The following is a 25,311-nucleotide window of genomic DNA, read 5'->3' as shown; positions in this document are numbered from 1 at the left end:
CCCGGCCGATTGGAAAGCGGGCCGCATGGCGGGCCGCCAGTCGCGCCACGGCGCACGCGTATTGCTGTTCATTCATGTTCCGCGCTCCCCTTGCCGAGTTCCGCCTTCAGCACGAAGCTGTTCGACGCCGCGTATTCCTGGCCCGGCTTGAGCCCCTTCAGCACTTCGGTCGCCCGTTCGTCGCGCCGGCCCGTTTCGACGGCCTGGGCGACGAAACCCTTCGACGAGCGTACGAAGACGGACGGTGCGCCGTCGACGTCCTGCAGCGCGTCGCTCGCGACCGCGAGCGGCACGCCCTGCTTGCCCGCGTCGACCGACACGTTCACGAACATCCCGGGCCGCCATACCCCGTCCGGGTTCGGCAGCACGACGCGCGCCGGCGCGGTGCGCGTCTGCTCGCCGAGCAGCGACCCCACGTACGCGATCGGGCCGCTCGAACGCGATTCGAACGCGGTCGCGATGACCGTTGCATCGCGACCGACCCGCACATCGTTCAACCGCTGCGCCGGCACGGCCATCTCGGCCCATACCGTCGACAGGTCGGAGATCACGAACATGCTGGCGTCGGCGGCGATCGCTTCGCCCGGCGTCGCGTGCTTCTCGACGATCGTGCCCGCGAACGGCGCGCGCAGTTCATAGCGATTCAGCGCGCCCCCGCCGACCGGCGCATTCAGCGCGGCGAGCTTCTGCCGCGCGTTCTGCACGGCGATCTCGGCTTCACGCAACTGCACCTGCGCCTGCTGGTAGTCCTGCTCGGCCGAGATGCGCTCCTGCCACAGCGTGCGTTCGCGCTCGTAGGTCGCGCGGGCGCCCGACAGCCGACGCTCGGCCGTCAGCAGCTCGCTGCGCCGGTCGGCGAGATCGGTGCTCGCGATCACGGCCAGCACCTGCCCCTTCGCGACGTTCTGCCCGAGCGACACCGACACCTGCTCGACGATGCCGGCCACGCGCGGCACCACGTGCGCGGTGCGATCCTCGTTGAACCTGATTTCGCCGGGAAGCTGGAACGGCGTCGCGATCTGCGCGGGGCCGGCCTTCGCCAGCGCGATCTTCGAGGTCGCCAGCTGCGCGTCGGTCAGCGCGATCGCGCCGTCGGCGCGGGCGAACGGGAACGACGCGGCTTCATTGCCCGCCTTCACGTCGATCGTCGCATCGAACACGTGCGGCTTCGCGATCGACTGCGCGGACACGAACTTCTGGCCGGCCGCGTCGAAACGCAATGGTTCGTGCGTGCGGTCGTAGCGAACCAGCGTGCCGGACACGGTGACGCCCTTGTCCACCGGCTTGCCGTCGATGGACGGATAGACGATGAGGCGCGCATCGCCGGGCTTCTCCGTCATCACGATTTCGACGGACAGCCTGCCGCGCTTGAGCACGACGCCGCCGCGCTCGCCGGCGGCTTCGGCGGACGAGGCGGCGGCAGCCGCCGATGCGGACGCGCCGTTGCCGCCGCCGTTGCGCGTGACGCCGAGTGCGCCGATGACGATCCCGGCACTGCCGAGCACGACCGCCGCGATGATCAGGATTCTGTTGCGTGACATGGTGATCCTTCAGGTAAAAGAGGCGTCCGTTGCGCTATTGCGCGACCGGTGCAAGCGATGCGAGCGGCGTGCCGACGAGCCGGCCGATGTCGGCGCGGGCCGCATGGGCGTCGGCAAGCGCACGCACGTATTGCGACTGACCCTGGAACAGCGTGCGCTGCGCGTCGAGCACGTCGAGGAAGCCGAACTTCCCGAGTTCGTAGCCGCGCGACATCGCATCGAGCGCGAGACGCGCGGCCGGCAGGATGTCGGACTTCAGCCGCTGCGCTTCCTGTTCGGCGGCCTCGAAATTCGCGTATGCCTGCGTCAGCTCCAGCCGCAAGCGCGTGCGTTCGCGATCGAGATCGGCGTTCGCGCGCGTGGCCTTGTGCGTCGCCTCGAGCAACGCACCCTTGTTCGTGTCGAACAGCGGGATCGGGATCGACACGCCGACCACCGCCTGGTTGTCAGGCACGCCGCCCGTGGTCACGCGCTTCACGCCCGCGCTGACCGTCACGTCCGGCATGCGCCGCGCGCGCTCCAGCGACACGGCCGCGTTCGAGCGCAGCATTTCGGCGCGCGCAACCCGCGCGAGCGGAGCATCGTCGAGCTGCGCGGTCAGCGCGGACAGCGGCTCGACCGGCGGCACGGTTTCCAGGTCGCCGCGCGCCGCGAGTCGGTCGTTGCGCGCTTCGCCCATCACCGCGTTCAGCTTTTCGCGCGCGACGTCGACACGGCCGCGCGCGGTCACGACCTCGATCTGCACGCCGGCCGCCGCCACGTGCGCCTTGGTCGCCTCGACGGGCGACACCTTGCCGGCCTGCGCGCGGCGCCGCGCGAGATCCGCGGAGCGCGCGGCGATCGCGGCCGACTCCTCGGTCACCTGAAGCTGACGCTGCGCGGCGAGCAGCCCGTAGAACGCGGCGATCACATCGGCGCGCACGGCCGCGCCCTGGTCGTCGAGCGATGCGTTGGCCGCCTCGCGGCCATACGATGCGACGTCGAGCCGCGCGCGGCGCTTGCCGCCCAGTTCGATGGTCTGGTTAATCAGCGCGGTCGACGTGCGTTCGGCGCGGCTGAAGCCTTCCTGCAGGAACGACACTTCGGGGTTGGGGCGCGCGCCGGCCTGCATCAGTGCGCCGGCCGATGCAGCGACGTCCGCGCGCGCGCCGCGCAGCGCCGGATTGTTTCGCGCCGCGACCGCGAGCGCATCGGATAGCGTCAGTGACGATGCTGGAAGTGCGTCGAATGGCGGTGCGCCGATCGGCGCGGCGGCGGCAGCCGGAGCCGGCGACAGCGAGGGCTGCGCATGAGCCGTCGCGGCCATCGCAAAGACGATGGCCGCGGCGAGGTTGAGCTTGAGCATGTTCGGTTCTGCGGTAACGGTTCGCGACCGATGCTACGGACCGGCCGCAGTGCGAACATGAGGCGAAGATGATATTTCCGTCATGTTGGGCGCGATGTACTCGCCGACCCAGCGTGCATATCTGACCGGATTCGAGCGCGTTGACCCGTGTACCTCCACCGCTCGCGTGCGACGGCACACCGAATCTATCCGGACGAGATTTCGATGTTCCGTTCGATTCGAGCGATACGTCAATCGCCGAGCCAAGGAAACTATCCGCGCATTCTCGAGAATCAAACGCGCCCTTGCTTCCCCCGCCGCCGCTGCACGAGCCAGTCGAGCAGTTGCCGCCCGTCGCGTTCGCCGAACCAGCGAGCATGCCCGATCAGGTAACTGTCGTACGCGATATCGACGATCGCCGGCGCATCGATGATGCAGCCGAAATACGCAACCTCCGACAGCGCGAACTCCGTATGCACGATCGGCAGCAGCGCGACCAGCGCCGCATACGCATCGTCGCTCAGCGGTTCGAGCGATTCGTAGCCGTCGAGCAGCGCGTCGATCTGGTCGTATTCCACGCGCCGCGCATCGGCCGGCGCCATCCAGTCGACCGTATTGCGCTCGATCGCGAGCGCGACGTCCATCACCGCGCAAGTGCGGTCCGACAAGCCGAAATCGAGCACCGTCCGCACCTGCGCACCAGGCCCCGCATCGGTCCACAGCAGGTTCGACGCATGCCAGTCGCCGTGCGTCCACAGCGGCGTCAACGTGGGCAGCAACGGCACGAGGCGCGCGTGATACGGCCCGATCGCGTCGGCCACATCGCCGCGCCAGTCACGCGAGCCGAGCGCGCGCACGAGCAACGGCTGCGCATCGACCCAGCGTTCGAGCGCACCCGCCAGATCGGCGGACGACAGCACGCGAAAACTCGACAGCAGCGTCCGCACCGGCCGCGCGGGCGCATCGTAGCCGGCCGCCGCGCGATGCAGTTCGGCCAGCGCGCGGCCGGCCGCGTACGCATGCGACGGATGCGTGAACGGCTGCCACGACATCACGCCGCGATACGGATCGACACCGGGCGCGAGCACATGCACCTCGTACGTCCACTCGCCGGATGCAAACGCGGTCGCACCGTGACGATCGGCCAGCACGTCCACCACCGGCATCCCGCGTTCGCGCAGATGCGCGATGAAACGATGCTCTTCCTCGAGCCCCTCGACATCGCGCAGGCTTGCGTGATGTCGCTTGACGAACAACCCGCGGCCGTCCGCCATCCGCACGAGCACCGCTGCCGCGAACTGCCGCGGGCTGTGCCACGTCAGCCGCACCGGCTCCCCCACGCCGTCGATCCGCGCGAGCACGGCCGCCACTTCGTCGTGCGTGATCAGCGGCCAGTCGCGTTCGGCTTGCTCGCCGTCCACGCCGAATTGCGGCGGCGCGACGTCGCGCGACAGGGGGCCGTCCGGCTCGAGGGGGAATGACATGAACGGCGTTGCTCCGTGGTTGAATCCGTGAATCAGCGTGTGCCGCCGCCCGACGCGAGCGGGCCGCCCGATGCTGCCCGCAACGCGGCGGCCGTCCGGCTCCAGTCGCGCCAGCCGACGACGGCCAGCCCGATGAACAGCGCATACAGGCCGGCCGTCAGATACAGTTCCTTGAACACGAACATCCCGACGTACACCACGTTCACGACGATCCACAGCCCCCACGACGCGATGTAACGCCGTGCGGTCCAGTATTGCGCGACGAGGCTGAACGCGGTCAGCGACGCATCGACGAACGGCAGCGCCGCATCGGTCCAGCGCGCCATCATCCCGCCGAGCAGCGCGCTGCCGATGACCGCCGCGATCAGGTCGGGCAGCATCGTGAGTGGCCGCACGCCGGTGACAGGCGCGACGTCGCCGGCCGGCGCCGCCTCGCCGCCGGCCTCGCTCGCGCGCTGCGCGAGCCAGCGCTGCCAGCCGTACACCTGCAGCACCGCGAACGCGCCCTGCAGCAGCATGTCCGAGTACAGCTTCGCATCGAAGAAGATCCAGCCGTACAGCGCGACCGACGCGAGGCCGACCGGCCAGCACAGCATGCGCCGCTTCGCGGTCAGCCAGATCGCGAGCGCGCTGACGATCACGCCGGCGATTTCGAGGGGGGACATCGTCTGTGCTCTCCTGGTGGGCTGCCGGGGCCGCGCGTCACGCGGCCGGTTCCGGTCGGTCAGAAATCATAGGTCAACGATACGCGCGCGGTGCGCGGCGCACCCGGGAACAGGTATGCATCGCCCTGCTGCTCGCCTGCGTCGCGCCAGTAGAACTTGTTGAACAGATTGTCCACCGACACGCGCAACACCGTACGATGGCCGCCGATCTTCGTCGTATAACGCGCGCCGAGATTGAACACGAACCACGACGGCACGCGCGCTGTGCCTTCCTCGTTCGCGTTGCGCGCCGCGCTGTATTCCACGCCGCCGAGCACGTTCAGGCCCGCGACGCCCGGCACCGCGTAGTCCGCATACAGCGACGCGCGCAGCGCGGGCACGTTGATGATCTGGTGCCCTTCGTAGGCGGACGACCCCGAATCGTAGGCCCGGGCGCGAATCGCCGCGACGCTGGCCGTGAGCCCCAATCGCTCGGTCGCGCGCCCGGCCGCGCCGAGTTCGATCCCCTGGTGCCGCTGCGTGCCGCGCTGCACGAACGTGTAGGACCTGCCCGACGCGTCAGGGTCGGCGAACTGGAACGGCTTGCTGATCGAGAACACCGCGGCCGTGAGGCTCAGCCGGTCGATCCAGTCGTATTTCGCGCCGACCTCGATCTGGTGCGATTCGACGGGCGGCAGGAACGCATACGCGTTGGTCGCGCGCACCGGCGCCTGGTCGCCGAGCGACAGCGCCTTGCTGTACGACGCATACAGCGACAGCATGTTCACCGGCTTGTAGACGAGCGCGACTTGCGGCAGGAACACCGAGCGGTCGGTATGCGTCGTCTCGCCGTCGAGGCTGCTCCAGCTGCGCTGGCGCAGCAGCACTTCCTTGCCGCCCGCGAGCACCTGCCAGTGTTCGCCGATACTGATGCGGTCGAGGCCGAACACGCCGTACTGCCATGCGTCGAGGCGCGGATACGATGGCCCCGGCGCATTCGGCGACGGCGGGAAAGTCAGGTCCGGCCCGTAGATATTCTCGCTGCCCACATAGTCGTACACGGCGTCGGCCATGTGCACGACGCGGCGCTGCACGCTCACGCCGAGCGTCAGTTCGTGCCGCAGCGGCCCCGTCGCGAACTTGCCGGTCGTGACCGCGCGCAGATCGTCGTTGCGCCGGTATTCGCCGGGGCTGCGGAAGTCGTACACGTCGTAGTCGCCGTTCGCGCCGAAGAAGAACGGCGACGTCGCGCCGGCCGCGCAGCTCGCCGCGTACGAGCAGCCGTACGCGAACGCGCTGTTGTCGTCGATCATCGTGCGGCTGCGACCCGCGGCGATGTATGCCTTCCAGTCGTCGTTGAATTGGTAGTCGAAACGCGCGTTCAGGTTCAGCGCATCTGTCGTCACCGGTTTCGCCCACGGCTGCGTGCCGAGCGCCTTCGACGTCGTCTTCACCGACGGCACGACGGTGCCGCCGAGCAACTGGTAGCCGGGTGCGGAACGCTGGATCCACTGCTGGAATTCGGCGTTCAGCTGCAGGCTCGCGCGGGGGCTGATGTCCCAGTCGGCGGCGATCGAGCCGAACGTGCGTCGTCCGTTCGTGCCGTCGATATACGAGTGCATGTTCTCCTTCGCCGCATTGATCCGGAACCCGAACTGATTGTCCGGGCCGAAGCGGCGGCCGAGATCGACGGCCGCCGACGTCGAGCCGCGGCTGTCGACGCCGCCCGTCACGCTCGCGACGTTCGCGGAGCGCTTGGTCACGAAGTTGATCACGCCGCCCGGCGCGACGACGCCGCTGTCGATGCCCGCGAGCCCCTTCAGGATCTCGACGCGCTCCTTGTTCTCGAGCGGCACGTTCTGCTCGCCGGACACCGTCAGCCCGTCGATCCGGATCGCGCTCGCGAGATCGACCGGAAAGCCGCGGATCGCGAAGCCCTCGAAATAGCCGACCGGCGCATAGTCGTTGACGACCGACGCATCGTTGCGCACCACGTCGCTCAGCCGCTTCCCCTGCTGATCGTCGATCAGCGCGCGCGTGATGACGTTCACCGACGCCGGCGTGTCGCGCAGCGGCGCGTCGTCGAGCCCCGCGACCGACGCTTCGCGCGCGCGCAACGCGTGGCCGCGCTCGCCGCTCACGGTGATCGCGGGCAGCGTCGCGCTGCCGGTTGCATCGGCGCCTGACGCAGGTGTGTCGCCCTGAGCCGCTGCGGCCTGCGCCGCGAAAAGCGTGACGCCGAGACCGACACCGAGCCCGACCTTCGCGCGCCGCCGACGTGCGCGTGCCGCTATTGTTCTATTCACCGTCATTGTTCTGGATGGAAAACTCGCCATTCGACCTGTCGAAACCCGAAACCCGTTAGGAAGCTGCGAAGCGCGCGTCAGCGAACGCCGCCGCGCCCGTCGCCGGACGCGTTCCGTCGACACGATATTCATCGGACGAACCCGACCCTGCGGCGTGCAAGCGGGCCGGCCGGTCGGGACAACGCAGGATGGGACATCGGATTCGGATGACGCGCCGCAAACCGATGCAGCGGCCGACGGGTTCGTCGGGTGCCTGTCGGGCGGCCGGCTGCGTCGCGCGGTCGTGTCATGCGGGGGACGCTTCGAACGCCCCGGTTCGGGCGGCGGGCAGTCGGGCCGGCCGTTCATCGGAACGGCGGCCTGTCCGTCGCGCGACATCGCGGCGTGGCGCGCATTTTACCCCGGGCGCGACGAAGGGCCGCGGAATCGGGCGGAACGGAGGACGGGGGAAAAGGGGAACGGGGACAGACGGCTTGGGCGGCGCGATAACGGCGGCGACGGCGGCGATTCGGTCGCGATGCGCGTCGTACGTGTCGGCCGCCGATACCAGCGTCATCCTCCGCCGGTCGGGCGACCTTGAACCGGAGCGGGCATGGCGACCCGCGACCGGTTCATCAGCCGTTCGCTCAGAACCCTTGCATCGTCACGGTCGGATCGACGACCAGATGCACGACGCCGTAAATGACCGCGCCGACCAGCAGCGCAAGCAGGATCGCGACGAACGGCAGCAGCGTGAAGTTGGCGTTCGCGAGATCGGTCGCGTGCGCCTTGCTGTTGCGCACGCCGAAGAAACTCCACAGGACCAGGCGGACCATGCCGAGCAGTTTCATGATGGGCTCCTTTATCGAATCGGTTGACGCTATCGTCGATCCGGACGGCATTCGAAAAAAGCAGCAGTTGCGTGCGCTTTTCGCGCAGCAGGCCATCTGCGGCGGCATGTCGCACGCACGTCAGCGGTCGAGTACGAGCGGCTCCGTCGCGCCTTGCGCGGGCCGCGCGACGCACAGCAGCGCGCAGCCGGGCTCGACCGCCGCATCGGGCGTTTGCTCGTATTCCACCGCGCCGGACAGCACGCGCGTCGCGCACGTGCCGCACGAACCGGCGCGGCATTCGGACGGCACGGCCACGCGCTGCCCTTCCGCGAATTCGAGCAGCGTGCCGTCGGCGGGCGTCCACGCGGCTTCGCGTGCCGTGCGCCGGAACACGACCGGCACGCTTTCCGTCGCAGGCTTGGCAGTTGCCCGGGTTGCACTGCGCGAAACGCTCGACGGCCCGAACGCCTCGAACCGGATGCGTTCGTCCGGCACGTTCAGCGCGCGCAGCCCGTCGTACAGGTCGCGCATGAATGCCGACGGCCCGCACAGATAGAAATCGTAATCGTCGAATGAAAGGGCCCGCTTCAATTGCCCGATGTCGATGCGACCGGCCCGCGCACCCGAGCCTTCTTGAGGATGACTGTCGAACCAGTGAAGCGACACGCGTGCATCGGTGGCCGCGATGCGCACCAGTTCCGCGGCGAACGGCCGGTCGGCCGCTTCGCGGGCGCCGTGCACGAACACGACACGACGCGACGGCGTGTCGTCGGCCAGTGCCCGGCGCAGCATCGCGACCATCGGCGTGATGCCGATGCCGGCCGACACGAGCACGGCCGGGCGCGGGCTTGCGAGATCGAACGTGAAGCGTCCGCGCGGCATCTGCGCGTCGAGCGTCATGCCGGCCTGCGCATGATCGTGCAGCCACGCCGATACGCGTCCTTCGCGCTTCACGGTGATCCGGTAGTGTGCGCCGCCCGGCGCGTCGGACAGCGTGTAGCTGCGCATCGTCGGCGCGTCGCTGCCCGGCAGCGCGATGCGCAACGTCAGGTGCTGACCGGCTTCGTACGCAGGCAATGTGCTGCCATCCGCCGGTTCGAAATGGAACGACCGGATCGCGCGCGCTTCGTCGACGATCTTCGCGATGCGCAGCGACCGCCATGCGGGCGCCGATGCGGATGCGGGCGCGGACGGCGCAGATCCGGCCGCTGCCGCCCCGCCACTCACCGCCGCCGCCATCGCCGCGAACTGCGGCGCCCGCTCGACGGCCGACCACCGGAACGGCAGCACCGCCCGCATGCGCCGCACTTCCCGCACGTGGAAACGCACGACGCGCTGCGCGCCGTCGAACGATGCGACGACCGGCCCGTCCCACACGATCTCCGCGTGCGCGGCGACATACAGCACATCGCCGGTGTCGAAATCGATGAACAGCAGCCCCGCGCGCGGATCGTGCTGCAGGTTGCCCAGCGTATTGAAGAACCGGTTGCCGCTGAAATCGGGCGTCGTCAGCGTGCGCGCATCGTCGACGCGCACGAAGCCAGGCATCCCGCCGCGATGCGACACGTCCGCGCCGCGCGCCGCGCCCGCCTCCGCCGACGTGTTCGCACTCGCGACGAAGAACGTATCGGCCTGCGCGAGCAGCGCGCGGTCCGCGTCGCTCAGCGCATCCGATACGTCCGGCGCGACGGACGCCCCGACGTCCCGCGCGACGAAAGTCGGCTTGCGGCCCTGAATGTACTTCGCACAATTGCCGAAGCTCTGCTCGACCGCGATCGTCAGCGCATCGCCGTCGACCGCACGCACGACGCCGTTCACGCGATTGCGCCGCCGCGTATCGAATTCGATCCCGAGCCCGCCGAGCGGTGCGCCCGCCTGCCACGCGCCGGCCAGCGGATCGCCCGGCAGCGCGCGCGCCGCGATGCGCAGCGTGCGAGCGTCCGGCGACGTGACGAAACCCGGCGCACCGGCCCGCAGCGTCGCCCACGGCTGGCCGCTTGCATCGACGCCGCCGAGCACGAAGAACGGCAGTTGCGCGAAAAACGTCCGGTGCTGGTCCGGCATGAAGCGCCGGATCCCGCGCCGGCCGGCCGCGCCCGCCGCGTCCGTCACGCCTGCGCGCTGCTGCACGGCAAGCTCGCCCGCGTGAAACGGCGCGGTATCGAGTTCCCAGCCCGGTACGACGGCGGTCGGCGCATTCATCACGTTCTCCTGAACAAGCGCGGCGGCAGTGAGCGTCAAGCGGCGAGCAGGCCCGCGCGCGTCGTCGGCATCGCGACGAAGCCCGGCAACGCCTCGATACGGGCCAGCCAAGCACGCACGTGCGGATACGGTTCGAGCGACACGCCGCCTTCCGGCGCGTGCGCGATGTACGTGTACGCGGCGATGTCCGCGATGGTCGGCTGCGCGCCGGCCGCGAACGGCTTGCCGGCCAGTTCGCGATCGATCACGTCGAGCACCTTCGCGGCCGTGCGCTTGGCCGCTTCCGGGTCGAGCTGCGCGCCGAACACGGTCACGAGCCGCGCGGCCGCGGGGCCCGATGCGATCGGGCCGGCCGCGTACGACAGCCAGCGCTGCACGACGGCCGCGCCGACCGGGTCGTCCGGCAGCCAGTGCGCATCGCCGTAGCGCTTCGCGAGGTACACGAGGATCGCGTTCGAATCGGCGATCACGGTGCCGCCGTCGTCGATCACCGGCACCTGCCCGAGCGGATTCAACGCGAGAAACGCCGGTTCGCGCTGCGCGCCGGCCGCGAGATCGACGTCGATGGTCTTCGACGGCAACCCGAGCAGCGACAGGAACAACCGGACACGGTGCGCGTGCCCGGACAGCACGAACGAATAGACGCGGATCGGCGAGGCGGGTTTGCTGGCGGCAGACATGAAAACACTCCGGAATCTCGCGCCGCCGGGGATCGGCGACGAACGGCTCCAGCGTAACGCTCGCCGTTCGTCGCCAGAAGATGGATAATCACTGAAACATTATCCGCTTCCATAGGACAATCGACGATGGCCGATCTGCGCGACGTGAACCTGAACCGGCTGGCGATCTTCGTCGCGGTGGTCGACGCCGGCTCGCTGACGGCCGCGGCCGAGCGGCTCGGCCTGGCGAAGACGGTCGTCAGCACGCACATGCAGCGCCTCGAATCCGAGGTCGGCGCGAACCTGCTGGTGCGCACGACGCGGCGGCTGAGCGTGACCGACGCCGGACGCGTGTTCTACGACGCGTGCCGCGACATCGTGCGCGCGACCGAAGCCGCGCTCGACGCTGTGTCGTCCGACGCGGGGCCGCTGCGCGGCACGCTGCGCGTGAGCGTGCCGATCGACTATGGCGCACTGATCGTCGCGCCGGCCGTCGTCGCGCTGCGCGACCGGCATCCGGCGCTCGCCGTCGAACTCGTCGCGAACGACCGCGTCGTCGATCTCGTCGCGGACAACCTCGACGTCGCGATCCGCATCGGCCGCCTCGCCGATTCCAACTATCGCGCGGTGCAGCTCGGCACGTACGAGAAATGGCTGGTCGCGAGCCCGGCGTTCGTCGCGCGACACGGGCTGCCGCGCGATCCCGATGCGCTCGCCGCGCTGCCGTTCGTGATGCTGTCGTCGCTGCCGCGCCCGCATACGCTCGAACTCGATAACGTGCGCGGCGGCCGCGCGTCGGTGCGCTGCGTCGCGCCGGTCGTGTCGAACACCGCGACCGCGTGCCGCGCGATCGTACTCGCGGGCGGCGGCTTCGGATTGCTGACGGATTTCTCGACCGCGGACGACGTCGCGGCCGGCCGGCTCGTGCGGCTGCTGCCGGGCTGGCATACGGCGCCGGCCGGGATCCATGCGGTGTATCCGTCGACGCGGCTGCCTTCGCCGAAGGTGCGGGCGTTCATCGAGGCGATGAAGGCGAGGATCGGGGTGACGGCGGCGGCACCGATTATCCGGCGCGCAAGTTCGAAACCACGGAGAGCGGGATCGTGAAACGAGGAAGAATGGCGATCGCGCTCAATGAGCGACCACAAGCCGCCTCATCAGCAAGGACTTCAGATCCCTGCGCGTATCGCAAACGATATGCACGTGAATGGTGTCGCCTCGCACGTCATAAATGATGCGGTTTATTCCGGCTATGACTTCGCGATACTGACCGAGGCTGATATTCGCGAGTTCATCAGGAATCCTGCCGTGATTCGGAAAAGCGCGAATCGATGCAATGGCGTCCTTGATCTGCCGGTAGCTCGTTTGCCAGGTAGCCGAACCGAAATTCGATACGAGATAGCGCTTCAACCTCTTCAGATCTTCTTCCGCCGAACGAAGAACGACAACCCGCAGTGTCATTGATCGTCGTCCTTGTCGAGGTCCGCAAAGACATCCTCGACTGGACGGAAGTGGCCCTGCGCGATCTCCCGATTGCCGAGTGCAAGCAGCCGAAGAAGCGCAAGCGTCTCTTCATGCTCCTCATACGACTTGACGTCCATGACAACGAGCTTCGCCTCTCCGTTCTGGGTAATCAGCATCGGCTCGCGGCTTTCCGAGATGTCCCTGACGATATCGGCGGCGTGGCTCTTGAGATAGCTGATGGGCTTGACCTGGGTAGAGAATTTCATGGAACACGTCCTGTGCCAGTCCATAACAAGACTGATTATAGTCCGAATTTGGTCTCATCCGGCCAATGAGCCCCGTTTTCCCGCGCGTCCCTAGTCGCGCGCCTGCAACGTCCCCAACAGCACCTTCCTGCAACTGGAAATCATCAGCGCCTCCGGATCGCGATAGTCGGTCAGCAGCCACGCCGCGCCGACGTTCGTCATCGCGCCCACCAGCGCGAGCCCGATCAGCCGCTGCTCGGTGCGCTCTGCCGGCGTCGCGGCCTCGCCCGGCGCGCCGATCGCCATGATCAGCTTGCCGAAGTCGATCAGCATGCGCTGATACGTCATGTCGGTATCCGCGCTCACGCCCATCACCTCGAGCAGCAGCACGCGCGCCGCGCACGGGTCGCGCAAAAACGCGAAGAACGCCGCGAGCCCCGCGTCGACGCGCTCCCGCAGATCGCCGCCGCGCGCGGCGACCGCCTGCGCGACCGCGTCATGCAATTGCTGCGCGTGATGCAGGTAGGTGCAGCGCAGCAAATCCTCGGTGCTGTCGAAGGCCGCATAGAAATAGCGATCGTTGAGCTTCGCTTCCTGGCAGATCGACCGCACGGTCGCCTTGCGAAAACCCACCGTGCCGAACACGCGCGTCGCCGCGCGGATCAACGCGTCGCGCCGCTCGGCGGCCCGCACCTCGGGTGCCACGCCGCCATACGACCGGCCCTTTTTTTCCGTTTCGAGTGCTTTCTCCATTCCGCTATTTGACATCAGGACACCCGAAAACTAAAGTGGTGACGATCAACACCACAATAGATGCGCCGCCGGTGCGGCGCAAGCGGAACGGGAGGACGACGAATGAAGGGGTTTTCCGGTAAGGTCGCCGCGATCACGGGCGCCGGTTCGGGCATGGGCCGCAGCCTCGCGGTCGAGCTTGCGCGGCGCGGCTGCGAGGTCGCGCTCGCCGACGTCAGCGAAACCGGGTTAGCCGGCACGGCGGCCGCCTGCGCGCAGCACGGCGTGCGTGTGAGCACGCGGCGGCTCGACGTCGCCGACCGCGACGCGGTGTTCGCGTGGGCCGATTTCGTTCGCGCCGAGCACGGCAAGGCCAACCTGATCTTCAACAATGCGGGCGTGTCGCTGGCCGCCAGCGCCGAAACCGCGCGTCTCGCCGATCTCGAATGGATCGTCGGCATCAACTTCTGGGGTGTCGTGCACGGCACGCAGGCGTTCCTGCCGCATCTGCGCGCGTCGGGCGACGGCCACGTGGTGAACACGTCGAGCCTGTTCGGGCTCGTCGCGATGCCGACGCAAAGCGCGTACAACGCGACCAAGTTCGCGGTGCGCGGCTTCACCGAGGCGCTGCGGATGGAACTCGAACTCGACGGCGCGCCGGTGAGCGCGACCTGCGTGCATCCGGGCGGCGTCGCGACGAACATCGTCGATGCGGGCCGCGTCGACACCAGCATCCACGCGCTGACGGGCCAGGACGAAGCGACCCATCGCCGCCAGGCCAACCGCCTGATCAACGCGACGACGGCCGACGAGGCCGCGCGGCAGATCCTCGCGGGCGTCGAGCGCAATGCGCGCCGCGTGCTGGTCGGCGCCGACGCGCGCCGGCTCGACCGGATCGCGCGGCTGCTCGGCGCCGGTTACCAGTGGCTGATGCTGCGCCACGTGCGCCGCGCCCGCGCACGCAACCTCGAACGCGCGCACGCGCCGGCCGCGCGCCCGACCACGCCGACCCAGGACCCCGCATGATCTCGACGACGACCGACCGGCGCGACGCGCCGCCCGCCTCCGACGCCCGCCGCGACAGTGGCGATAACCGCGACGATCGCGACCTTCGCGACCTCGACGTGCTGATCGTCGGCGCCGGCCTGTCCGGCATCGGCGCCGCGTATCACCTGAAGCAGCGCTGCCCGCATGCGAGCGTGGCGATCGTCGAGGCGCGCGACGCGATCGGCGGCACCTGGGACCTGTTCCGCTATCCGGGCGTTCGTTCGGATTCCGACATGTTCACGCTCGGCTACAGCTTCCGGCCGTGGCACAGCGACAAGGCGATCTCCGACGGCCAGACGATCCTCGACTACATCCGCGACACCGCGCGCACCTACGGCATCGACAAGACGATCCGCTACGGCCGGAAGGTCGTCGCGGCCGACTGGGATTCGAACCGCGCGCGCTGGACGGTTCGCGTCGAGCGCACGCGGGACGGCGCGACCGACACGCTGGTCTACACCTGCCGCTTCCTGTTCATGTGCAGCGGCTACTACGATTACGATGCCGGCTACCTGCCCGACTGGCGAGGCATGGACACGTTCGAGGGCAAGCTCGTGCATCCGCAGCACTGGCCGAAGGACCTGTCGTACGCGAACCGGCGCGTGGTCGTGATCGGCAGCGGCGCGACGGCCGTCACGCTGGTGCCGTCGATGGCGGCCGACGCGCGGCACGTGACGATGCTGCAGCGCTCGCCGACCTACATCGTGTCGCTGCCCGCGCGCGACAAGATCGCGAACGCGCTGCGCCGCGTGCTGCCGTCGCGGCTCGCGCACCGGCTCGTGCGCGTGAAGAACGTGCTGCTGACGATGTACCTGTACAACGTGTCGCGCCGCAAGCCCGACCGGACGAAGCAATTCATCATCCGCGCGGCCAGCCGGCAGCTCGGCCCCGACTTCGACGTCGCGAAGCACCTGACGCCGCGCTACATGCCATGGGACCAGCGCGTGTGCCTCGTGCCGAACGGCGACCTGTTCAAGGCGATCCGCGCGGGCCGCGCATCGATCGTCACCGACGAGATCGAACGCTTCACGCCGACCGGCCTCCAGCTGAAGAGCGGCCAGCAGCTCGACGCGGACGTGATCGTCACCGCGACCGGGCTGAAGGTGAAGATGCTCGGCGGCGCGCGCGTGACGGTCGACGGCCGCGCGGTCGATTTGCCGGAGACGGTGTCGTACAAGGGGATGATGTACAGCGACGTGCCGAACCTCGCGTCGTCGTTCGGCTACACGAATGCGTCGTGGACGCTGAAGGCCGAGCTGATCGCACGCTACGTGTGCCGGCTGCTCAACCACATGCGCGCGAACGGCTACGACACGTGCGTGCCGCGGCTCGGCGCGGGCGATCTCGGCGACGTGCCGGCCGTCAACCTGAGCTCGGGCTACATCCAGCGCGCGGCCGGCATCCTGCCGAAACAGGGGCACCGCAAGCCGTGGAAATTTCATCAGAACTACGTGCTCGATCTCGCGTCGCTGAAGTTCAGCGCGCTCGCCGATTCCGCGATGCATTTCGAACGCCGCGCAAAAACCGGCCCGGCCGCCGCCGCGCCGGCAGCCGAACCCGCACTCGACACCCGCTGAGGCCGACATGACTCCTACGCTCCACCTGATCCAGAACGTGCTGCTCGGCGTCGTCGCGGTACTCGCCGCGCTCGCGCTGTTTTCCGGCTACGTGGCCCGTCGCGTGACGCGCGCGTTTCCGCCCGAAGGCCGCTTCGTCGACATCGACGGCGATCGTATCCACTACGTCGAATACGGCAACGGCCCGCCGATCGTGTTCGTCCACGGGCTCGCGGGGCAATGGCGCAATTTCGCGTACCTGCCGCTCACGCGGCTCGCGCAGCAGCATCGCGTGATCCTGATCGACCGCCCGGGCGCCGGCCGCTCGCTGCGCGGCGCGGCCTCGCAGGCGAACGTGTTCGCGCAGGCCCGCACGGTCGCCGCGTTCATCGACGCGCTCCAGCTCGACAAGCCCGTGCTGGTCGGCCACTCGCTCGGCGGCGCGATCGCGCTCGCGGTCGGCCTCAACCATGCGGACCGCGTGAGCCGGCTCGCGCTGATCGCGCCGCTGTCGCACGAGCAGACCGAGCCGCCCGCGCCGTTCAAGCCGCTGATGCTGCCGTCGCCGCTCGTACGCCGTTTCGTGTCGTGGACCTTCGCGATCCCGCTGACGATCCTGACGGGCCGCCAGGCCGTGCGCCAGGTGTTCGCGCCGGAGGACGTGCCGCGCGACTTCCCGGTCAAGGGCGGCGGCCTGCTCGGGATGCGCCCGCACGTGTTCTACGCGACGGCGACGGACCTGCTGTCGGCGCCCGTCGACCTGCCTGCGATGGCGCGCCGCTACGCGGAGCTCGCGCTGCCGGTCGACGTGCTGTACGGCCACGCCGATCCGATCCTGAACTGGCGCGAGCACGGCGATGCGCTCGCGAAGAAATCGGCGCGCGTGCGGCTGAAGGTGGTCGAGGGCGGGCACATGCTGCCGGTCACGATGCCCGAGGCGACGGCCGACTGGCTCCTCGAAGTCGCCGCCGCGCCGGTCGACGTGGCGGCGCAGCCCGTGCGCATCGCGTAGATCGCGGCGGCGAAGCGCGGCCCGATTCCGTGGCGGGCAGCCGACGCCGCGACGGAATCAGGCTTCGTCGTCGGGTAGCGACAACCCGCGCTCCGACAGCACCTCGCGCGCGCTGCGAAACGCCTCGACCGCGGCCGGCGCGCCGGCGTACAGCGCGCTGTGCAGCAATACCTCGCGGATCTCGACGAGGCTCGCGCCGTTGTTGAGCGCGCCGCGAATGTGCCCCTTCAGTTCCGTGCTGCGGCCGAGCGCCGCCAGCATCGCGCACGTGCACAGGCTGCGCGTCTTCAGGTCGATCCCGCCCCGCTGCCACGTGCTGCCCCACGCATGCTCGTTCAGCCAGTCCTGCAGCGGACGCGAGAATCCGTCGAGATCGCTCATCGCGCGCTCGACGAACGCCTCGCCCATCACGTCGATGCGCCGCGCCTTGCCGTATTCCCTGTCCTGTTCGCTCATGTCGGTGTCCTCGTGGTCTGGAGTCGTGGCCGCTGCGCCGCCGCCGGCGGCCGGGGGGTTCGCGTCATGTTCGGCGGGACGACGCGTTTCGTCAAAGATGCGGGCCTCGGTTCGCGGCCGTGCGCGTCACGTGCGGTCGAACGCTACGTAACATCCCGTCGCGCGTTACGGCGCCTTACGGGAACATCGCAGCGGCGACGTTCGGGGATCACGCGCGCCTGTCGCGCGAAACCGCCATTCCTCCGTTTAAATCGCATCGATAGCCCCGATTCCCGCAACAAATCGCGACACCGTTTCGCGAAACACGCCGTGGCGCGGAATTTGCAGTGAAGGCTGGGACACACTTCCAATGTCGAGGCCAACATGCACATTCTCATCAAGAAGACGACGGTAACGATGGCCGTCTCGTCACTGCTCGCGCTGTACGGCTGCGGCTCGGTCGATGGGCCGACGACGCCGACCATCAAGCCGAGCACGTCCGGGACAAGCGGCACGTCGGGGACTTCCGGGACGTCGGGCGGCGGTTCGTCGGGGACGTCGGGCGGCGGTAGTTCGGGGTCGTCGGGTACTTCCGGTACGTCGGGTACTTCCGGCACCTCGGGCACCTCCGGTACGTCGGGTACTTCCGGCACCTCGGGCACCTCCGGTACGTCGGGTACTTCCGGTACCTCGGGTACCTCCGGTACGTCGGGTACTTCCGGCACCTCGGGTACTTCTGGCACCTCGGGTACTTCTGGCACCTCGGGTACTTCTGGCACCTCGGGTACTTCTGGCACGTCGGGTACCTCCGGTACGTCCGGCACGTCGGGCACCTCCGGCACCTCGGGCACTTCCGGTACGTCGGGTACTTCCGGCACCTCGGGTACTTCCGGTACGTCGGGTACCTCTGGCACCTCGGGTACTTCCGGCACCTCCGGCACGTCGGGCACCTCGGGCACCTCGGGCACTTCCGGTACCTCGGGCACTTCCGGCACGTCGGGCACTTCCGGCACGTCGGGCACTTCCGGCACCTCGGGTACGTCCGGCACCTCGGGTACGTCCGGCACTTCGGGCACTTCGGGCACCTCCGGCACCAGCGTCACCCCCCTCGGCAATGTCCTTCAGCAATCCGGCAACCTCGTGACGGCGCTGGGCACGACGGTCGTGAACGGCGGCAGTCAGATCGGCGGTGTGCAGATTCCCGGCACGAACGCGACGACGGTCAACAGCGTCGGCAACGCGGTCAGCAGCCTCGGCAACGGCGTGCAATCGCTCGGCAACGGCGTCGCGGCCGGCCTCGGTTCGATCGGCGTGTCGCCGAACCCGCTCGGGCCGACGCTCACGTCGACCACCGGCCTGCTGACCGGCGCCGGCGGCGCGGTCAACAGCCTCGGCAATGCCGTGACGAGCCTCGGCACCGGTCCGCTGTCGCCGCTCGCGCCGGCGACGACCCTCGTCGGCAGTCTCGTCAACACGGTCGGCACCGCGGTCAACTCGACCGCATCGGCGCTGAACACGGCGCTGAACAGCGCGCCGGTACAGCAACTCGAGACGCAGCTCGGCAGCGTGATCAACCCGATCACGAACACGCTGACCGGCGGCGTCACGACGCCGGGCGTCACGCAGACGCTCGGCAACGCGACCCTGCTCGGCGCCCCGCTCAGCGGCTTGTTGAGCACGCTCGGCAGCGGCCTCGGCCTCGCCGGTTCGCAGGTCGGCGGCGCAACCGGCAATCCGGTCGGCACGAGCGCCGGCAGCAGCGTGTCCCAGCTCGGCAACACGGTGACATCGGCCGGCGGCCTGCTATCCAGCGGCAGCTCCAGCAGCGGCACCAATCCGCTCGCGCCGATCACGGGCGTGCTCGGTTCGCTGACGGGCGCACTCGGCGGCGGCAGCAGCTCGAGCGGCTCAGGCGGCACGAGCGGTACCAGCGGCGGCCCCCTAGCGCCGATCACCGGCCTGCTCGGCACGGTGACGGGTGCGCTCGGCAGCATCGGCTCGAGCGGCACCGGCGGCACCAGCGGGACGAGTGGGACAAGCGGCGCAGGCGTCGGCGGCCTGCTCGCGCCGGTCACCAACCTCGTCAACTCCCTGACGCCGCTCGGCGCGAGCCTCACCGGCACCGTCACGACGCCGGGCGGCAACCTGTCCGGCACGCTCGGCGGCGTGCTGACGAGCGGCCCGGTCGGCACGCTCACGGGTGCGCTGGGCACGCCGGCCGGCTCGGCCGGCGCCATCGGCACGGTCAGCCCTGGCGGCGCAACGGGCACCGTGACGACGCCGGGCGGCAGCGGCTCCGTGGTGACCGGCCTGACCGGCGGCACGAGCGGCGGCACCGCAAGCGGCACCGGCAACCTGCTGTCGCCGGTGACGAACCTGCTCGGCGGTCTGCTGGGCGGCGTCACCAAGAAGTAAGCGTCAACGCAACACGTATCAGAACGACAGGCCAATGGCCGGGCGCGCATCCATAAACAGCCCGGCCGACGGCCGGCGTCACCCGCCAAGCGGGGGCGCCGGCCCTCATCCCTACGAGGATCCGATCATGAACTCCACGCTCGACGGCATCGTCGCTGCCCCGGACCGCCCACCCCGTTCCGCCACGCCGTTGCGCGCCGGCCTGCTCGGCATCGCGGCCGGACTCTTCGCGCTGTGGGTCACGCGCGACCACCCGGCCCTCGACGCGGCCACGCGCGCGGTCATCGCGAGCCTCGCGATCATCGGCACGATCGCGCTGCACGAACTCTTCATCTCGCACGTCTACCTGCGCCCGAGCGCGGGGCTGTCGCGGCAGGCCGTCCGGCCGCTCGGCATCGCGCGCGTGGCGACGCGGCTCGGCGCGCTGACGTCGATCTACGCAGGTATCGGCGCGATCTACTGGCTGCTGCCCGAATACCACGGCGCGTTCTACCTGCCGTTCTGGTCGCTGCTGCGCTCGCTCGCGCCGTACGTGATCGTCGCCGCGCCGTTCTACTTCGCGTGGATGGACCGCCACCAGCGCGAGACCGACGACGCGTATCTGCTGTGGGGCCGCTTCCTGTTCCGCCGCGAGCGGCCCGCGAGCTGGAAGCCGGTGCGCGAGATGCTGGCCGGCTGGGGCGTGAAGGCGTTCTTCCTGCCGCTGATGACCGTCTACCTGTCGAAGGACGCCGATCACCTGAGCGCGTCGCTCGCGAACGCGATGCATGCGCCGACGACGATCGCGGCTTTCGTGTTCATGTACGACCTGTCGTTCACGATGGACCTGATGTTCGGCACCGTCGGCTACCTGTGCACGTTCCGCATCCTCGACAGCCACGTGCGCACCGTCGAGCCGACGACGCTCGGCTGGGTCGCCGCGCTGATCTGCTACCAGCCGTTCTGGTCGCTGATCTCGAACAACTACATCCGCTACGAAGGCTCGATGTTCTGGGACAACTGGCTGCTGGCGGCGCCGACGCTGCGCGTGATCTGGGGCACGACGATCATCCTGCTGCTGCTGACCTACGCGCTGTGCACGATCTCGTTCGGGCTGCGGTTCTCGAACCTCACCAACCGCGGGATCATCACGTCGGGCCCGTACCGCTTCACGAAGCATCCGGCGTACATCACGAAGAACCTGTCGTACTGGATGGTGTCGGTGCCATTCGTCGAACCGCTCGGCTGGCAGATCGGGCTCATGCACTGCGCGGGGCTCGTCGCGGTCAACCTGATCTACTACACGCGCGCGAAGACGGAAGAGCGTCACCTGATGCGCGATCCCGACTATCGCGCGTATGCGGAGTGGATCGCGCAACACGGGTTGTTCGCGCGAATCCGGCGCGCGTTCGGGGGGCGGCTGGCGGTCTGACGCGTCAACCGGGGCGGTCGTCCACGCCGCTCCTGTCCCCGCGCGGATGTCGACCTGTCGCGGCGTTCGCCCCCGCAACGACACGTTTGCACGTACGCGCGCTGCCGGTTGACGATGCGCTTTCGCGTGGATCTCCGGACGTTTCAACGCGCCCCATGCGGCCAATTGTCGCGAAACACCGCGATTCGTCGCGTTTCATCGCTTTTCTCCGCCAGTCCGATTGCCCGCTCGTTGCCCGTCGCGTATGGTGCTGACCGTCCGCGTGCGCCTGCCGCCCGGACGCCGACCGTCGTCCCGCACGACGGCCGTGCGGGCCGTGCCCGCCGCTCACCGTCTCCGCAACGCCGCCCGCCGGCGCCGCGCATTCAAGAGGAAAGAGGCGTGATCCACAAAGTCCTGATCCTGTTCGCACTCTGCATCGCGGGCCTCGCCGCGATCGCCGCCGGTTTCCAGCACATTCCCAGCTGATTCGCGGCCCCGGCTCGCTTCGCCGAGCCCGGGGGCCGCTTCCATTTCTATTTCCCCATTGTCATGAACCCCTTTCTCGATGCGCCCGAGACGGGCGCCTTTTGCCATGCGTATCGACGTACAGCATTCCCAACACGACATCGACGACGAACTCGACACCCTTTATGACCGCCTGCATCAGCCGCGCCATCGCCTGTACGGACTGTCGGCCGTCGCGCTCGGCCGCTCGGGCCTGGTCGTCCGCCACCGCGAAGCGGACGGCGAATACTTCCTTTACGTCGAGGATCCGGCGGCCCGCCAGCTCGCCGGCTATACCGTGTTCAACCGGCTTCCCGAACTCCCGCGCCGCGCCGACCGCTACCTGCGCGCGCCGCATACGCGGCTGCGCGGGTCTGCCCAACGCAAGGGCCTTGCGACGACGCTGTATCGATGGGGGCTCGATGCGGGCCTGTGTCTGATCAGCGGCGCGCGCCAGTCGGTCGGCGCCGCGCAGTTGTGGACGGCGCTCGCGCGGGATTACGCGCATGGCTTCGTCGATGTCGAAGGTCGCGCGCTGCGTTATCTCGGCGAAACCGTCGCCGACGACGTGCACGGTGCGCTGCATACGCGGCGGCTGTTGCTCGGGAATGGGTGGGGAATCGGAGAATTCGCGCGTGCGGTCGGGATGACCGGCGTCGATGCCGCCGAATATGCGAACGCGAATGTGCGGCGCAGCGAACACGAACGACATCCCGTGCGGAGCGTCGGCCACGCGCGGCTCGTCGCTCACGCGGCTCACGTGACTCATGTGGCTCACGCACCGATGCGATAATTCGCCGGAGCCGCGCGCCGCCGCCGCGCGAGCCACCTACCCACGTTCCGCGATGGCCAACGAAACCCGAACCGCTTCCCAGCGCCGCATCGACATCGTCGCGCTATGCGGCAGCCTGCGCGCACAGTCGTACAACGCCGCATTGCTCGACGCAGCCGCGCGCGTCGCACCGCACGGCATGCGCATCACGCGCTTCGATCGTCTCGGCGAATTCCCGCTGTTCAATCCCGATGCCGAATACCCGACGCCCGCCGCGGTGCGCGATCTGATCGACCGCCTGAACGCGGCCGACGGCATCCTGATCGCGAGCCCCGAATACGCGCACGGTGTGACGGGCGTGATGAAAAACGCGCTGGACTGGGTCGTGGGATGCGAGGCCGTCGTGGACAAGCCGGTCGCGGTATTGAACGCGTCGCCGCGCGCGACGCATGCGGATGCGGCGCTGCGCGAAACGCTGTCGGTGATGTCGGCGCGCATCGTCGAAGACGCATCGATCGCGCTGCCGATCCTCGGCAGCCAGCTCGACGCGGCGGGCATCGCCGCACATCCGCCGTTCGCGTCGGCACTCGTCGAAGCATTGCACGCGCTGCGCACGGCGATCGACGCCCCGACTGCCGACCACTAAGCGATCCACACGCTGAACGCGTGCGCCGTGGCGTTATCGCGCCTTCGCGCGCGTCGTCTTTCTCGCCGGTTTGGCCGCCTTCGCGCGCGGCGCTTCCTTCTCGGGCTGCGCGCCGCCGCCCGCGAGATCCTCGAGCCAGGCGAGCGCATCGACGTACGACAGGAACTGCTGCAGGTATTCCGGCGACAGCTCGCGCATCGTCGCGAGCGAGCGGTGCACGAGGCTGTTCGAATTGAGCGGCCCCGCGTTGCGCGGCACCTGGTCGAGCGACTGGCGATACTGCTGCTCAGTGCGGACCTTCGACCACATCGCGCGGAAGTAGTCGACCAGTTCGGGATCGAGCCCGCGCCGGTCGGCCTGCGCATCGCGGCCGAGCCCTGCGACGAGCGCGGCAAGCGCGCCGCGCGCGGGCGCACCTGCCGACGTCTCACACGTGGCTGCGGCTTCACCGGCGCGCGCGACGATCTCCGCAAACCCTTCGATCAGCGTTGCAAGTCGCGCATCGAGCAACGCACGCGCGTCGCCATCGAGCACGGCCGCGCGCTTCTCGAGCGCGTCGATCCGGTGAAAGCGCACCGGATCGAGCCGGTCTGCGCCCTGCTCGCGCCATGCGTCGAGCGTCGCGCGCGCGTGCGTCGCTTCGCCCGTCACTTGGCCTTTCCTCCGTTCGACGCCGACTTGCGCGGCACCGGCGCGATCTCCACGCGGCGATTCTTCGCGCGGCCTTCATCGTCCGCATTCGAGCTGACCGGCTGTTCGGAACCGAACGCGGCCGCAAACACCGACGAGGCCGGCACGCCGGCATCGATCATCGCGCGCGTGACCGTCAACGCGCGCTTGGCCGACAGTTCCCAGTTGTCCGCGAACAGGCGGTTGCCCGCGTGCACCTGCTGGTCGTCCGCGAAGCCGCTGATCATCAGGATCTCGTCGCGCGTCTTCAGGTAGGTGGCGAGCGGTACCGCCAGCGTCTTCAGCAGGTCGCGGCCCGCGGGCTGCAACTGGTCGGAGTTCAGGGCGAACAGCACGTTGCCGCTGATGCCGATGCGCCCGTTCACGAGCGTCACGCGGCCGGCCGCGAGCGGCCCGGCGAGCGCCTGTTCGAGCGACTTGCGCTGCTGCGCCTCGAGCTGGCGCGCGCGCACCGCTTCCTCGAGCTTCGATGTGAGCTGGAGCTGCATGCCGATCACGCCGACGAGGATCAGCACGAACGCGCCGAGCAACACCGACATCAGGTCGGCGAACGCGGGCCACACCGGCGCCGATTGCGCGCCGCCGTCGATTTCGTCGTGCATGCGTTACGCTCCGACGGGCGCTCGCCGGCCGGCGAGCTGCTGCAGGTCGTCGACGATCTGCTTCTGCGACATCACGCTCAGGTCGATCACCTCACGCGCCTGCGCGACGTAGTACTCGAGCTGTTCGTCGCTGCGCGCGAGCGATTTCTCCAGCGCGGCCTCGATGCGCTGCAGATGCGTCAGCAGCTTGTCGTTCGATTCGCCGAACACCTGCACCGCCATCCCGAACGCATCGCCGAGGCTCGCCACTTCGACGGCGCCCGCCGTGACCTGCGCGGCCACCGAATCGAGCTTGCGGGTTTCGGCGTCGACGGTGTCGTTGAAGCGCGCGCCGACGCGGTCGAGCAGATCGGCCGACGTGCTGACGAGCGCGTCGATCGCGGTGCGTTGTTCGGTCGACGCGTGGTTGACCGCGCCGAGCAGCGTTTCGAGCGTCGCGAGCAGGCGGCTGCGTTCGTCGAGCATCGCGGTGTCGCGCACCATGCTGTCGGACAGGCGCTGGCGCAGCTCGGCGACGACGTCGGCCGCGGCCTTCGGCGCTTCCGACGCGGCCTGCACGAGGCGCGAGATTTCGTTGATCGTGTCGCTCGCATGCACCTGCGCCTGCGCGGTGATGGCGTTCGCGGTGCGGGTCAGCGTGTCGCAGATGTCCTGCTGGCGCGCGGCGGCTTGCGCGCTCGTCTGCGCCCATTCGTCGCGCAGCGCGGCGGCCATCGCGGTAAGCGAATCGTTCCATGCCGACAGACGTTCTTCGTCGCGTGCAGCCAGTTGCGATTGCAGGCCCGTATGCGAATCGCGAATCGTCGACAGCAAATCGTTCGAGCGT

At 69.0% G+C, this 25,311-nt stretch carries 23 protein-coding genes and 1 pseudogene; 8 read left to right on the top strand and 16 right to left on the bottom strand.

Going from position 1 to position 25,311, the window contains the following annotated elements; translation table 11 throughout:
- Positions 1–68: 68 nt before the first annotated feature.
- From J8I35_RS04930 to J8I35_RS04895, 8 genes are all read right to left on the bottom strand, one after another.
- The gene (locus J8I35_RS04930; RefSeq protein WP_209924661.1) at positions 69–1,541 is read right to left on the bottom strand and encodes an efflux RND transporter periplasmic adaptor subunit; all 1,473 of its coding nucleotides are present in this window, start codon (positions 1,539–1,541) and stop codon (positions 69–71) included.
- Between the two features lie 34 nt (positions 1,542–1,575).
- A complete protein-coding gene (locus J8I35_RS04925) occupies positions 1,576–2,886 on the bottom strand; it encodes a TolC family protein (RefSeq protein WP_209924660.1) in 1,311 nt (436 codons plus the stop codon).
- Positions 2,887–3,158: 272 nt separating this feature from the next.
- Positions 3,159–4,349, bottom strand: a complete 1,191-nt coding sequence (locus J8I35_RS04920) for a phosphotransferase (protein ID WP_124595485.1) — start codon at positions 4,347–4,349, stop codon at positions 3,159–3,161.
- Positions 4,350–4,381: 32 nt separating this feature from the next.
- On the bottom strand, positions 4,382–5,014 hold the full coding sequence (gene pnuC, locus J8I35_RS04915; protein WP_050014479.1) for a nicotinamide riboside transporter PnuC: 633 nt from the start codon (positions 5,012–5,014) through the stop codon (positions 4,382–4,384).
- A gap of 59 nt (positions 5,015–5,073) precedes the next feature.
- Positions 5,074–7,305: a TonB-dependent siderophore receptor gene (locus tag J8I35_RS04910; protein ID WP_209924659.1), complete on the bottom strand. Its 2,232-nt coding sequence runs from the start codon at positions 7,303–7,305 to the stop codon at positions 5,074–5,076.
- A 620-nt stretch (positions 7,306–7,925) separates the two neighbouring features.
- Positions 7,926–8,129, bottom strand: a complete 204-nt coding sequence (locus J8I35_RS04905; RefSeq protein WP_006486164.1) for a DUF2970 domain-containing protein — start codon at positions 8,127–8,129, stop codon at positions 7,926–7,928.
- 120 nt (positions 8,130–8,249) lie between these two features.
- Entirely contained in the window at positions 8,250–10,313 is a 2,064-nt protein-coding gene (locus J8I35_RS04900) for a pyridoxamine 5'-phosphate oxidase family protein (protein WP_209924658.1), read from the bottom strand.
- A gap of 35 nt (positions 10,314–10,348) precedes the next feature.
- Positions 10,349–10,993 carry a glutathione S-transferase gene (locus tag J8I35_RS04895; RefSeq protein WP_209924657.1) on the bottom strand — a complete coding sequence of 215 codons (645 nt, stop codon included), beginning with the start codon at positions 10,991–10,993 and terminating at the stop codon, positions 10,349–10,351.
- 126 nt (positions 10,994–11,119) lie between these two features.
- On the opposite strand from J8I35_RS04895, the gene J8I35_RS04890 reads away from it, so the two are divergent.
- Entirely contained in the window at positions 11,120–12,079 is a 960-nt protein-coding gene (locus tag J8I35_RS04890) for a LysR family transcriptional regulator (protein WP_124639324.1), read from the top strand.
- A gap of 24 nt (positions 12,080–12,103) precedes the next feature.
- Here the strand turns inward: J8I35_RS04890 and J8I35_RS04885 are convergent, their stop codons facing one another.
- The 3 genes from J8I35_RS04885 to J8I35_RS04875 all read right to left on the bottom strand — a co-directional run bounded on the left by J8I35_RS04885 (position 12,104) and on the right by J8I35_RS04875 (position 13,449).
- Entirely contained in the window at positions 12,104–12,433 is a 330-nt protein-coding gene (locus tag J8I35_RS04885; RefSeq protein ID WP_124639326.1) for a type II toxin-antitoxin system RelE/ParE family toxin, read from the bottom strand.
- Positions 12,430–12,702 (bottom strand): type II toxin-antitoxin system Phd/YefM family antitoxin, encoded by a 273-nt coding sequence (locus J8I35_RS04880; RefSeq protein WP_209924656.1) that lies wholly within the window; start codon positions 12,700–12,702, stop codon positions 12,430–12,432. The genes J8I35_RS04885 and J8I35_RS04880 overlap by 4 nt, the downstream gene beginning before the upstream one ends.
- 90 nt (positions 12,703–12,792) lie before the next feature.
- On the bottom strand, positions 12,793–13,449 hold the full coding sequence (locus J8I35_RS04875; RefSeq protein WP_209924655.1) for a TetR/AcrR family transcriptional regulator: 657 nt from the start codon (positions 13,447–13,449) through the stop codon (positions 12,793–12,795).
- 87 nt (positions 13,450–13,536) lie between these two features.
- On the opposite strand from J8I35_RS04875, the gene J8I35_RS04870 reads away from it, so the two are divergent.
- From J8I35_RS04870 to J8I35_RS04860, 3 genes are read left to right on the top strand one after another with little or no spacing between them, the layout of a single operon-like run.
- Positions 13,537–14,439, top strand: coding sequence for an SDR family NAD(P)-dependent oxidoreductase (locus J8I35_RS04870; protein WP_209924654.1), 903 nt, complete (start codon positions 13,537–13,539; stop codon positions 14,437–14,439).
- On the top strand, positions 14,436–16,037 hold the full coding sequence (locus J8I35_RS04865) for an NAD(P)/FAD-dependent oxidoreductase (protein WP_089489055.1): 1,602 nt from the start codon (positions 14,436–14,438) through the stop codon (positions 16,035–16,037). The genes J8I35_RS04870 and J8I35_RS04865 overlap by 4 nt, the downstream gene beginning before the upstream one ends.
- A 7-nt stretch (positions 16,038–16,044) precedes the next feature.
- Positions 16,045–17,028 carry an alpha/beta fold hydrolase gene (locus tag J8I35_RS04860; protein ID WP_124595489.1) on the top strand — a complete coding sequence of 328 codons (984 nt, stop codon included), beginning with the start codon at positions 16,045–16,047 and terminating at the stop codon, positions 17,026–17,028.
- A 57-nt stretch (positions 17,029–17,085) separates the two neighbouring features.
- Here the strand turns inward: J8I35_RS04860 and J8I35_RS04855 are convergent, their stop codons facing one another.
- Positions 17,086–17,484, bottom strand: a complete 399-nt coding sequence (locus J8I35_RS04855) for a carboxymuconolactone decarboxylase family protein (protein ID WP_050014467.1) — start codon at positions 17,482–17,484, stop codon at positions 17,086–17,088.
- Positions 17,485–17,847: 363 nt separating this feature from the next.
- Here J8I35_RS04855 and J8I35_RS04850 point away from each other — a divergent pair, with 363 nt between their 5' ends.
- Positions 17,848–19,878 (top strand): collagen-like triple helix repeat-containing protein, encoded by a 2,031-nt coding sequence (locus J8I35_RS04850; RefSeq protein ID WP_209924653.1) that lies wholly within the window; start codon positions 17,848–17,850, stop codon positions 19,876–19,878.
- Positions 19,879–20,005: 127 nt separating this feature from the next.
- Positions 20,006–21,289, top strand: a complete 1,284-nt coding sequence (locus tag J8I35_RS04845; protein WP_209924652.1) for an isoprenylcysteine carboxylmethyltransferase family protein — start codon at positions 20,006–20,008, stop codon at positions 21,287–21,289.
- A gap of 327 nt (positions 21,290–21,616) precedes the next feature.
- Here J8I35_RS04845 and J8I35_RS04840 read toward each other — a convergent pair whose 3' ends face one another.
- The gene (locus J8I35_RS04840) at positions 21,617–21,865 is read right to left on the bottom strand and encodes a hypothetical protein (protein WP_209924651.1); all 249 of its coding nucleotides are present in this window, start codon (positions 21,863–21,865) and stop codon (positions 21,617–21,619) included.
- Here J8I35_RS04840 and J8I35_RS04835 point away from each other — a divergent pair.
- Positions 21,864–22,568, top strand: a complete 705-nt coding sequence (locus J8I35_RS04835) for a histone acetyltransferase (protein WP_209924650.1) — start codon at positions 21,864–21,866, stop codon at positions 22,566–22,568. The genes J8I35_RS04840 and J8I35_RS04835 overlap by 2 nt on opposite strands.
- Positions 22,569–22,620: 52 nt before the next feature.
- Positions 22,621–23,193: an NADPH-dependent FMN reductase gene (locus tag J8I35_RS04830; RefSeq protein WP_209924649.1), complete on the top strand. Its 573-nt coding sequence runs from the start codon at positions 22,621–22,623 to the stop codon at positions 23,191–23,193.
- A gap of 33 nt (positions 23,194–23,226) precedes the next feature.
- On the opposite strand, the gene J8I35_RS04825 is transcribed toward J8I35_RS04830, so the two are convergent.
- The 3 genes and pseudogenes from J8I35_RS04825 to J8I35_RS04815 form a co-directional block, all read right to left on the bottom strand.
- Positions 23,227–23,844, bottom strand: coding sequence for a DUF2894 domain-containing protein (locus tag J8I35_RS04825; protein ID WP_050014459.1), 618 nt, complete (start codon positions 23,842–23,844; stop codon positions 23,227–23,229).
- The gene (locus tag J8I35_RS04820; protein WP_050014458.1) at positions 23,841–24,485 is read right to left on the bottom strand and encodes an OmpA family protein; all 645 of its coding nucleotides are present in this window, start codon (positions 24,483–24,485) and stop codon (positions 23,841–23,843) included. The genes J8I35_RS04825 and J8I35_RS04820 overlap by 4 nt, the downstream gene beginning before the upstream one ends.
- A gap of 3 nt (positions 24,486–24,488) precedes the next feature.
- A pseudogene (locus tag J8I35_RS04815) lies at positions 24,489–25,311 on the bottom strand (DUF802 domain-containing protein); the annotation flags it as partial.

It is taken from the genome of Burkholderia sp. CpTa8-5, assembly GCF_017815045.1.
GTDB lineage: Bacteria > Pseudomonadota > Gammaproteobacteria > Burkholderiales > Burkholderiaceae > Burkholderia > Burkholderia sola.
The sequence above is the reverse complement of the archived record's forward strand: the minus strand, read 5'-3'. Positions and strand labels throughout refer to the sequence as shown.

Bases quoted from the DNA above. Each gene is read 5' to 3' on its own strand.
- J8I35_RS04930 (WP_209924661.1), bottom strand. From the start codon at position 1,541: ATGTCACGCAACAGAATCCTGATCATCGCGGCGGTCGTGCTCGGCAGT.
- J8I35_RS04925 (WP_209924660.1), bottom strand. From the start codon at position 2,886: ATGCTCAAGCTCAACCTCGCCGCGGCCATCGTCTTTGCGATGGCCGCG.
- J8I35_RS04920 (WP_124595485.1), bottom strand. From the start codon at position 4,349: ATGTCATTCCCCCTCGAGCCGGACGGCCCCCTGTCGCGCGACGTCGCG.
- pnuC (WP_050014479.1), bottom strand. From the start codon at position 5,014: ATGTCCCCCCTCGAAATCGCCGGCGTGATCGTCAGCGCGCTCGCGATC.
- J8I35_RS04910 (WP_209924659.1), bottom strand. From the start codon at position 7,305: ATGACGGTGAATAGAACAATAGCGGCACGCGCACGTCGGCGGCGCGCG.
- J8I35_RS04905 (WP_006486164.1), bottom strand. From the start codon at position 8,129: ATGAAACTGCTCGGCATGGTCCGCCTGGTCCTGTGGAGTTTCTTCGGC.
- J8I35_RS04900 (WP_209924658.1), bottom strand. From the start codon at position 10,313: ATGAATGCGCCGACCGCCGTCGTACCGGGCTGGGAACTCGATACCGCG.
- J8I35_RS04895 (WP_209924657.1), bottom strand. From the start codon at position 10,993: ATGTCTGCCGCCAGCAAACCCGCCTCGCCGATCCGCGTCTATTCGTTC.
- J8I35_RS04890 (WP_124639324.1), top strand. From the start codon at position 11,120: ATGGCCGATCTGCGCGACGTGAACCTGAACCGGCTGGCGATCTTCGTC.
- J8I35_RS04885 (WP_124639326.1), bottom strand. From the start codon at position 12,433: ATGACACTGCGGGTTGTCGTTCTTCGTTCGGCGGAAGAAGATCTGAAG.
- J8I35_RS04880 (WP_209924656.1), bottom strand. From the start codon at position 12,702: ATGAAATTCTCTACCCAGGTCAAGCCCATCAGCTATCTCAAGAGCCAC.
- J8I35_RS04875 (WP_209924655.1), bottom strand. From the start codon at position 13,449: ATGTCAAATAGCGGAATGGAGAAAGCACTCGAAACGGAAAAAAAGGGC.
- J8I35_RS04870 (WP_209924654.1), top strand. From the start codon at position 13,537: ATGAAGGGGTTTTCCGGTAAGGTCGCCGCGATCACGGGCGCCGGTTCG.
- J8I35_RS04865 (WP_089489055.1), top strand. From the start codon at position 14,436: ATGATCTCGACGACGACCGACCGGCGCGACGCGCCGCCCGCCTCCGAC.
- J8I35_RS04860 (WP_124595489.1), top strand. From the start codon at position 16,045: ATGACTCCTACGCTCCACCTGATCCAGAACGTGCTGCTCGGCGTCGTC.
- J8I35_RS04855 (WP_050014467.1), bottom strand. From the start codon at position 17,484: ATGAGCGAACAGGACAGGGAATACGGCAAGGCGCGGCGCATCGACGTG.
- J8I35_RS04850 (WP_209924653.1), top strand. From the start codon at position 17,848: ATGCACATTCTCATCAAGAAGACGACGGTAACGATGGCCGTCTCGTCA.
- J8I35_RS04845 (WP_209924652.1), top strand. From the start codon at position 20,006: ATGAACTCCACGCTCGACGGCATCGTCGCTGCCCCGGACCGCCCACCC.
- J8I35_RS04835 (WP_209924650.1), top strand. From the start codon at position 21,864: ATGCGTATCGACGTACAGCATTCCCAACACGACATCGACGACGAACTC.
- J8I35_RS04840 (WP_209924651.1), bottom strand. From the start codon at position 21,865: ATGGCAAAAGGCGCCCGTCTCGGGCGCATCGAGAAAGGGGTTCATGAC.
- J8I35_RS04830 (WP_209924649.1), top strand. From the start codon at position 22,621: ATGGCCAACGAAACCCGAACCGCTTCCCAGCGCCGCATCGACATCGTC.
- J8I35_RS04820 (WP_050014458.1), bottom strand. From the start codon at position 24,485: ATGCACGACGAAATCGACGGCGGCGCGCAATCGGCGCCGGTGTGGCCC.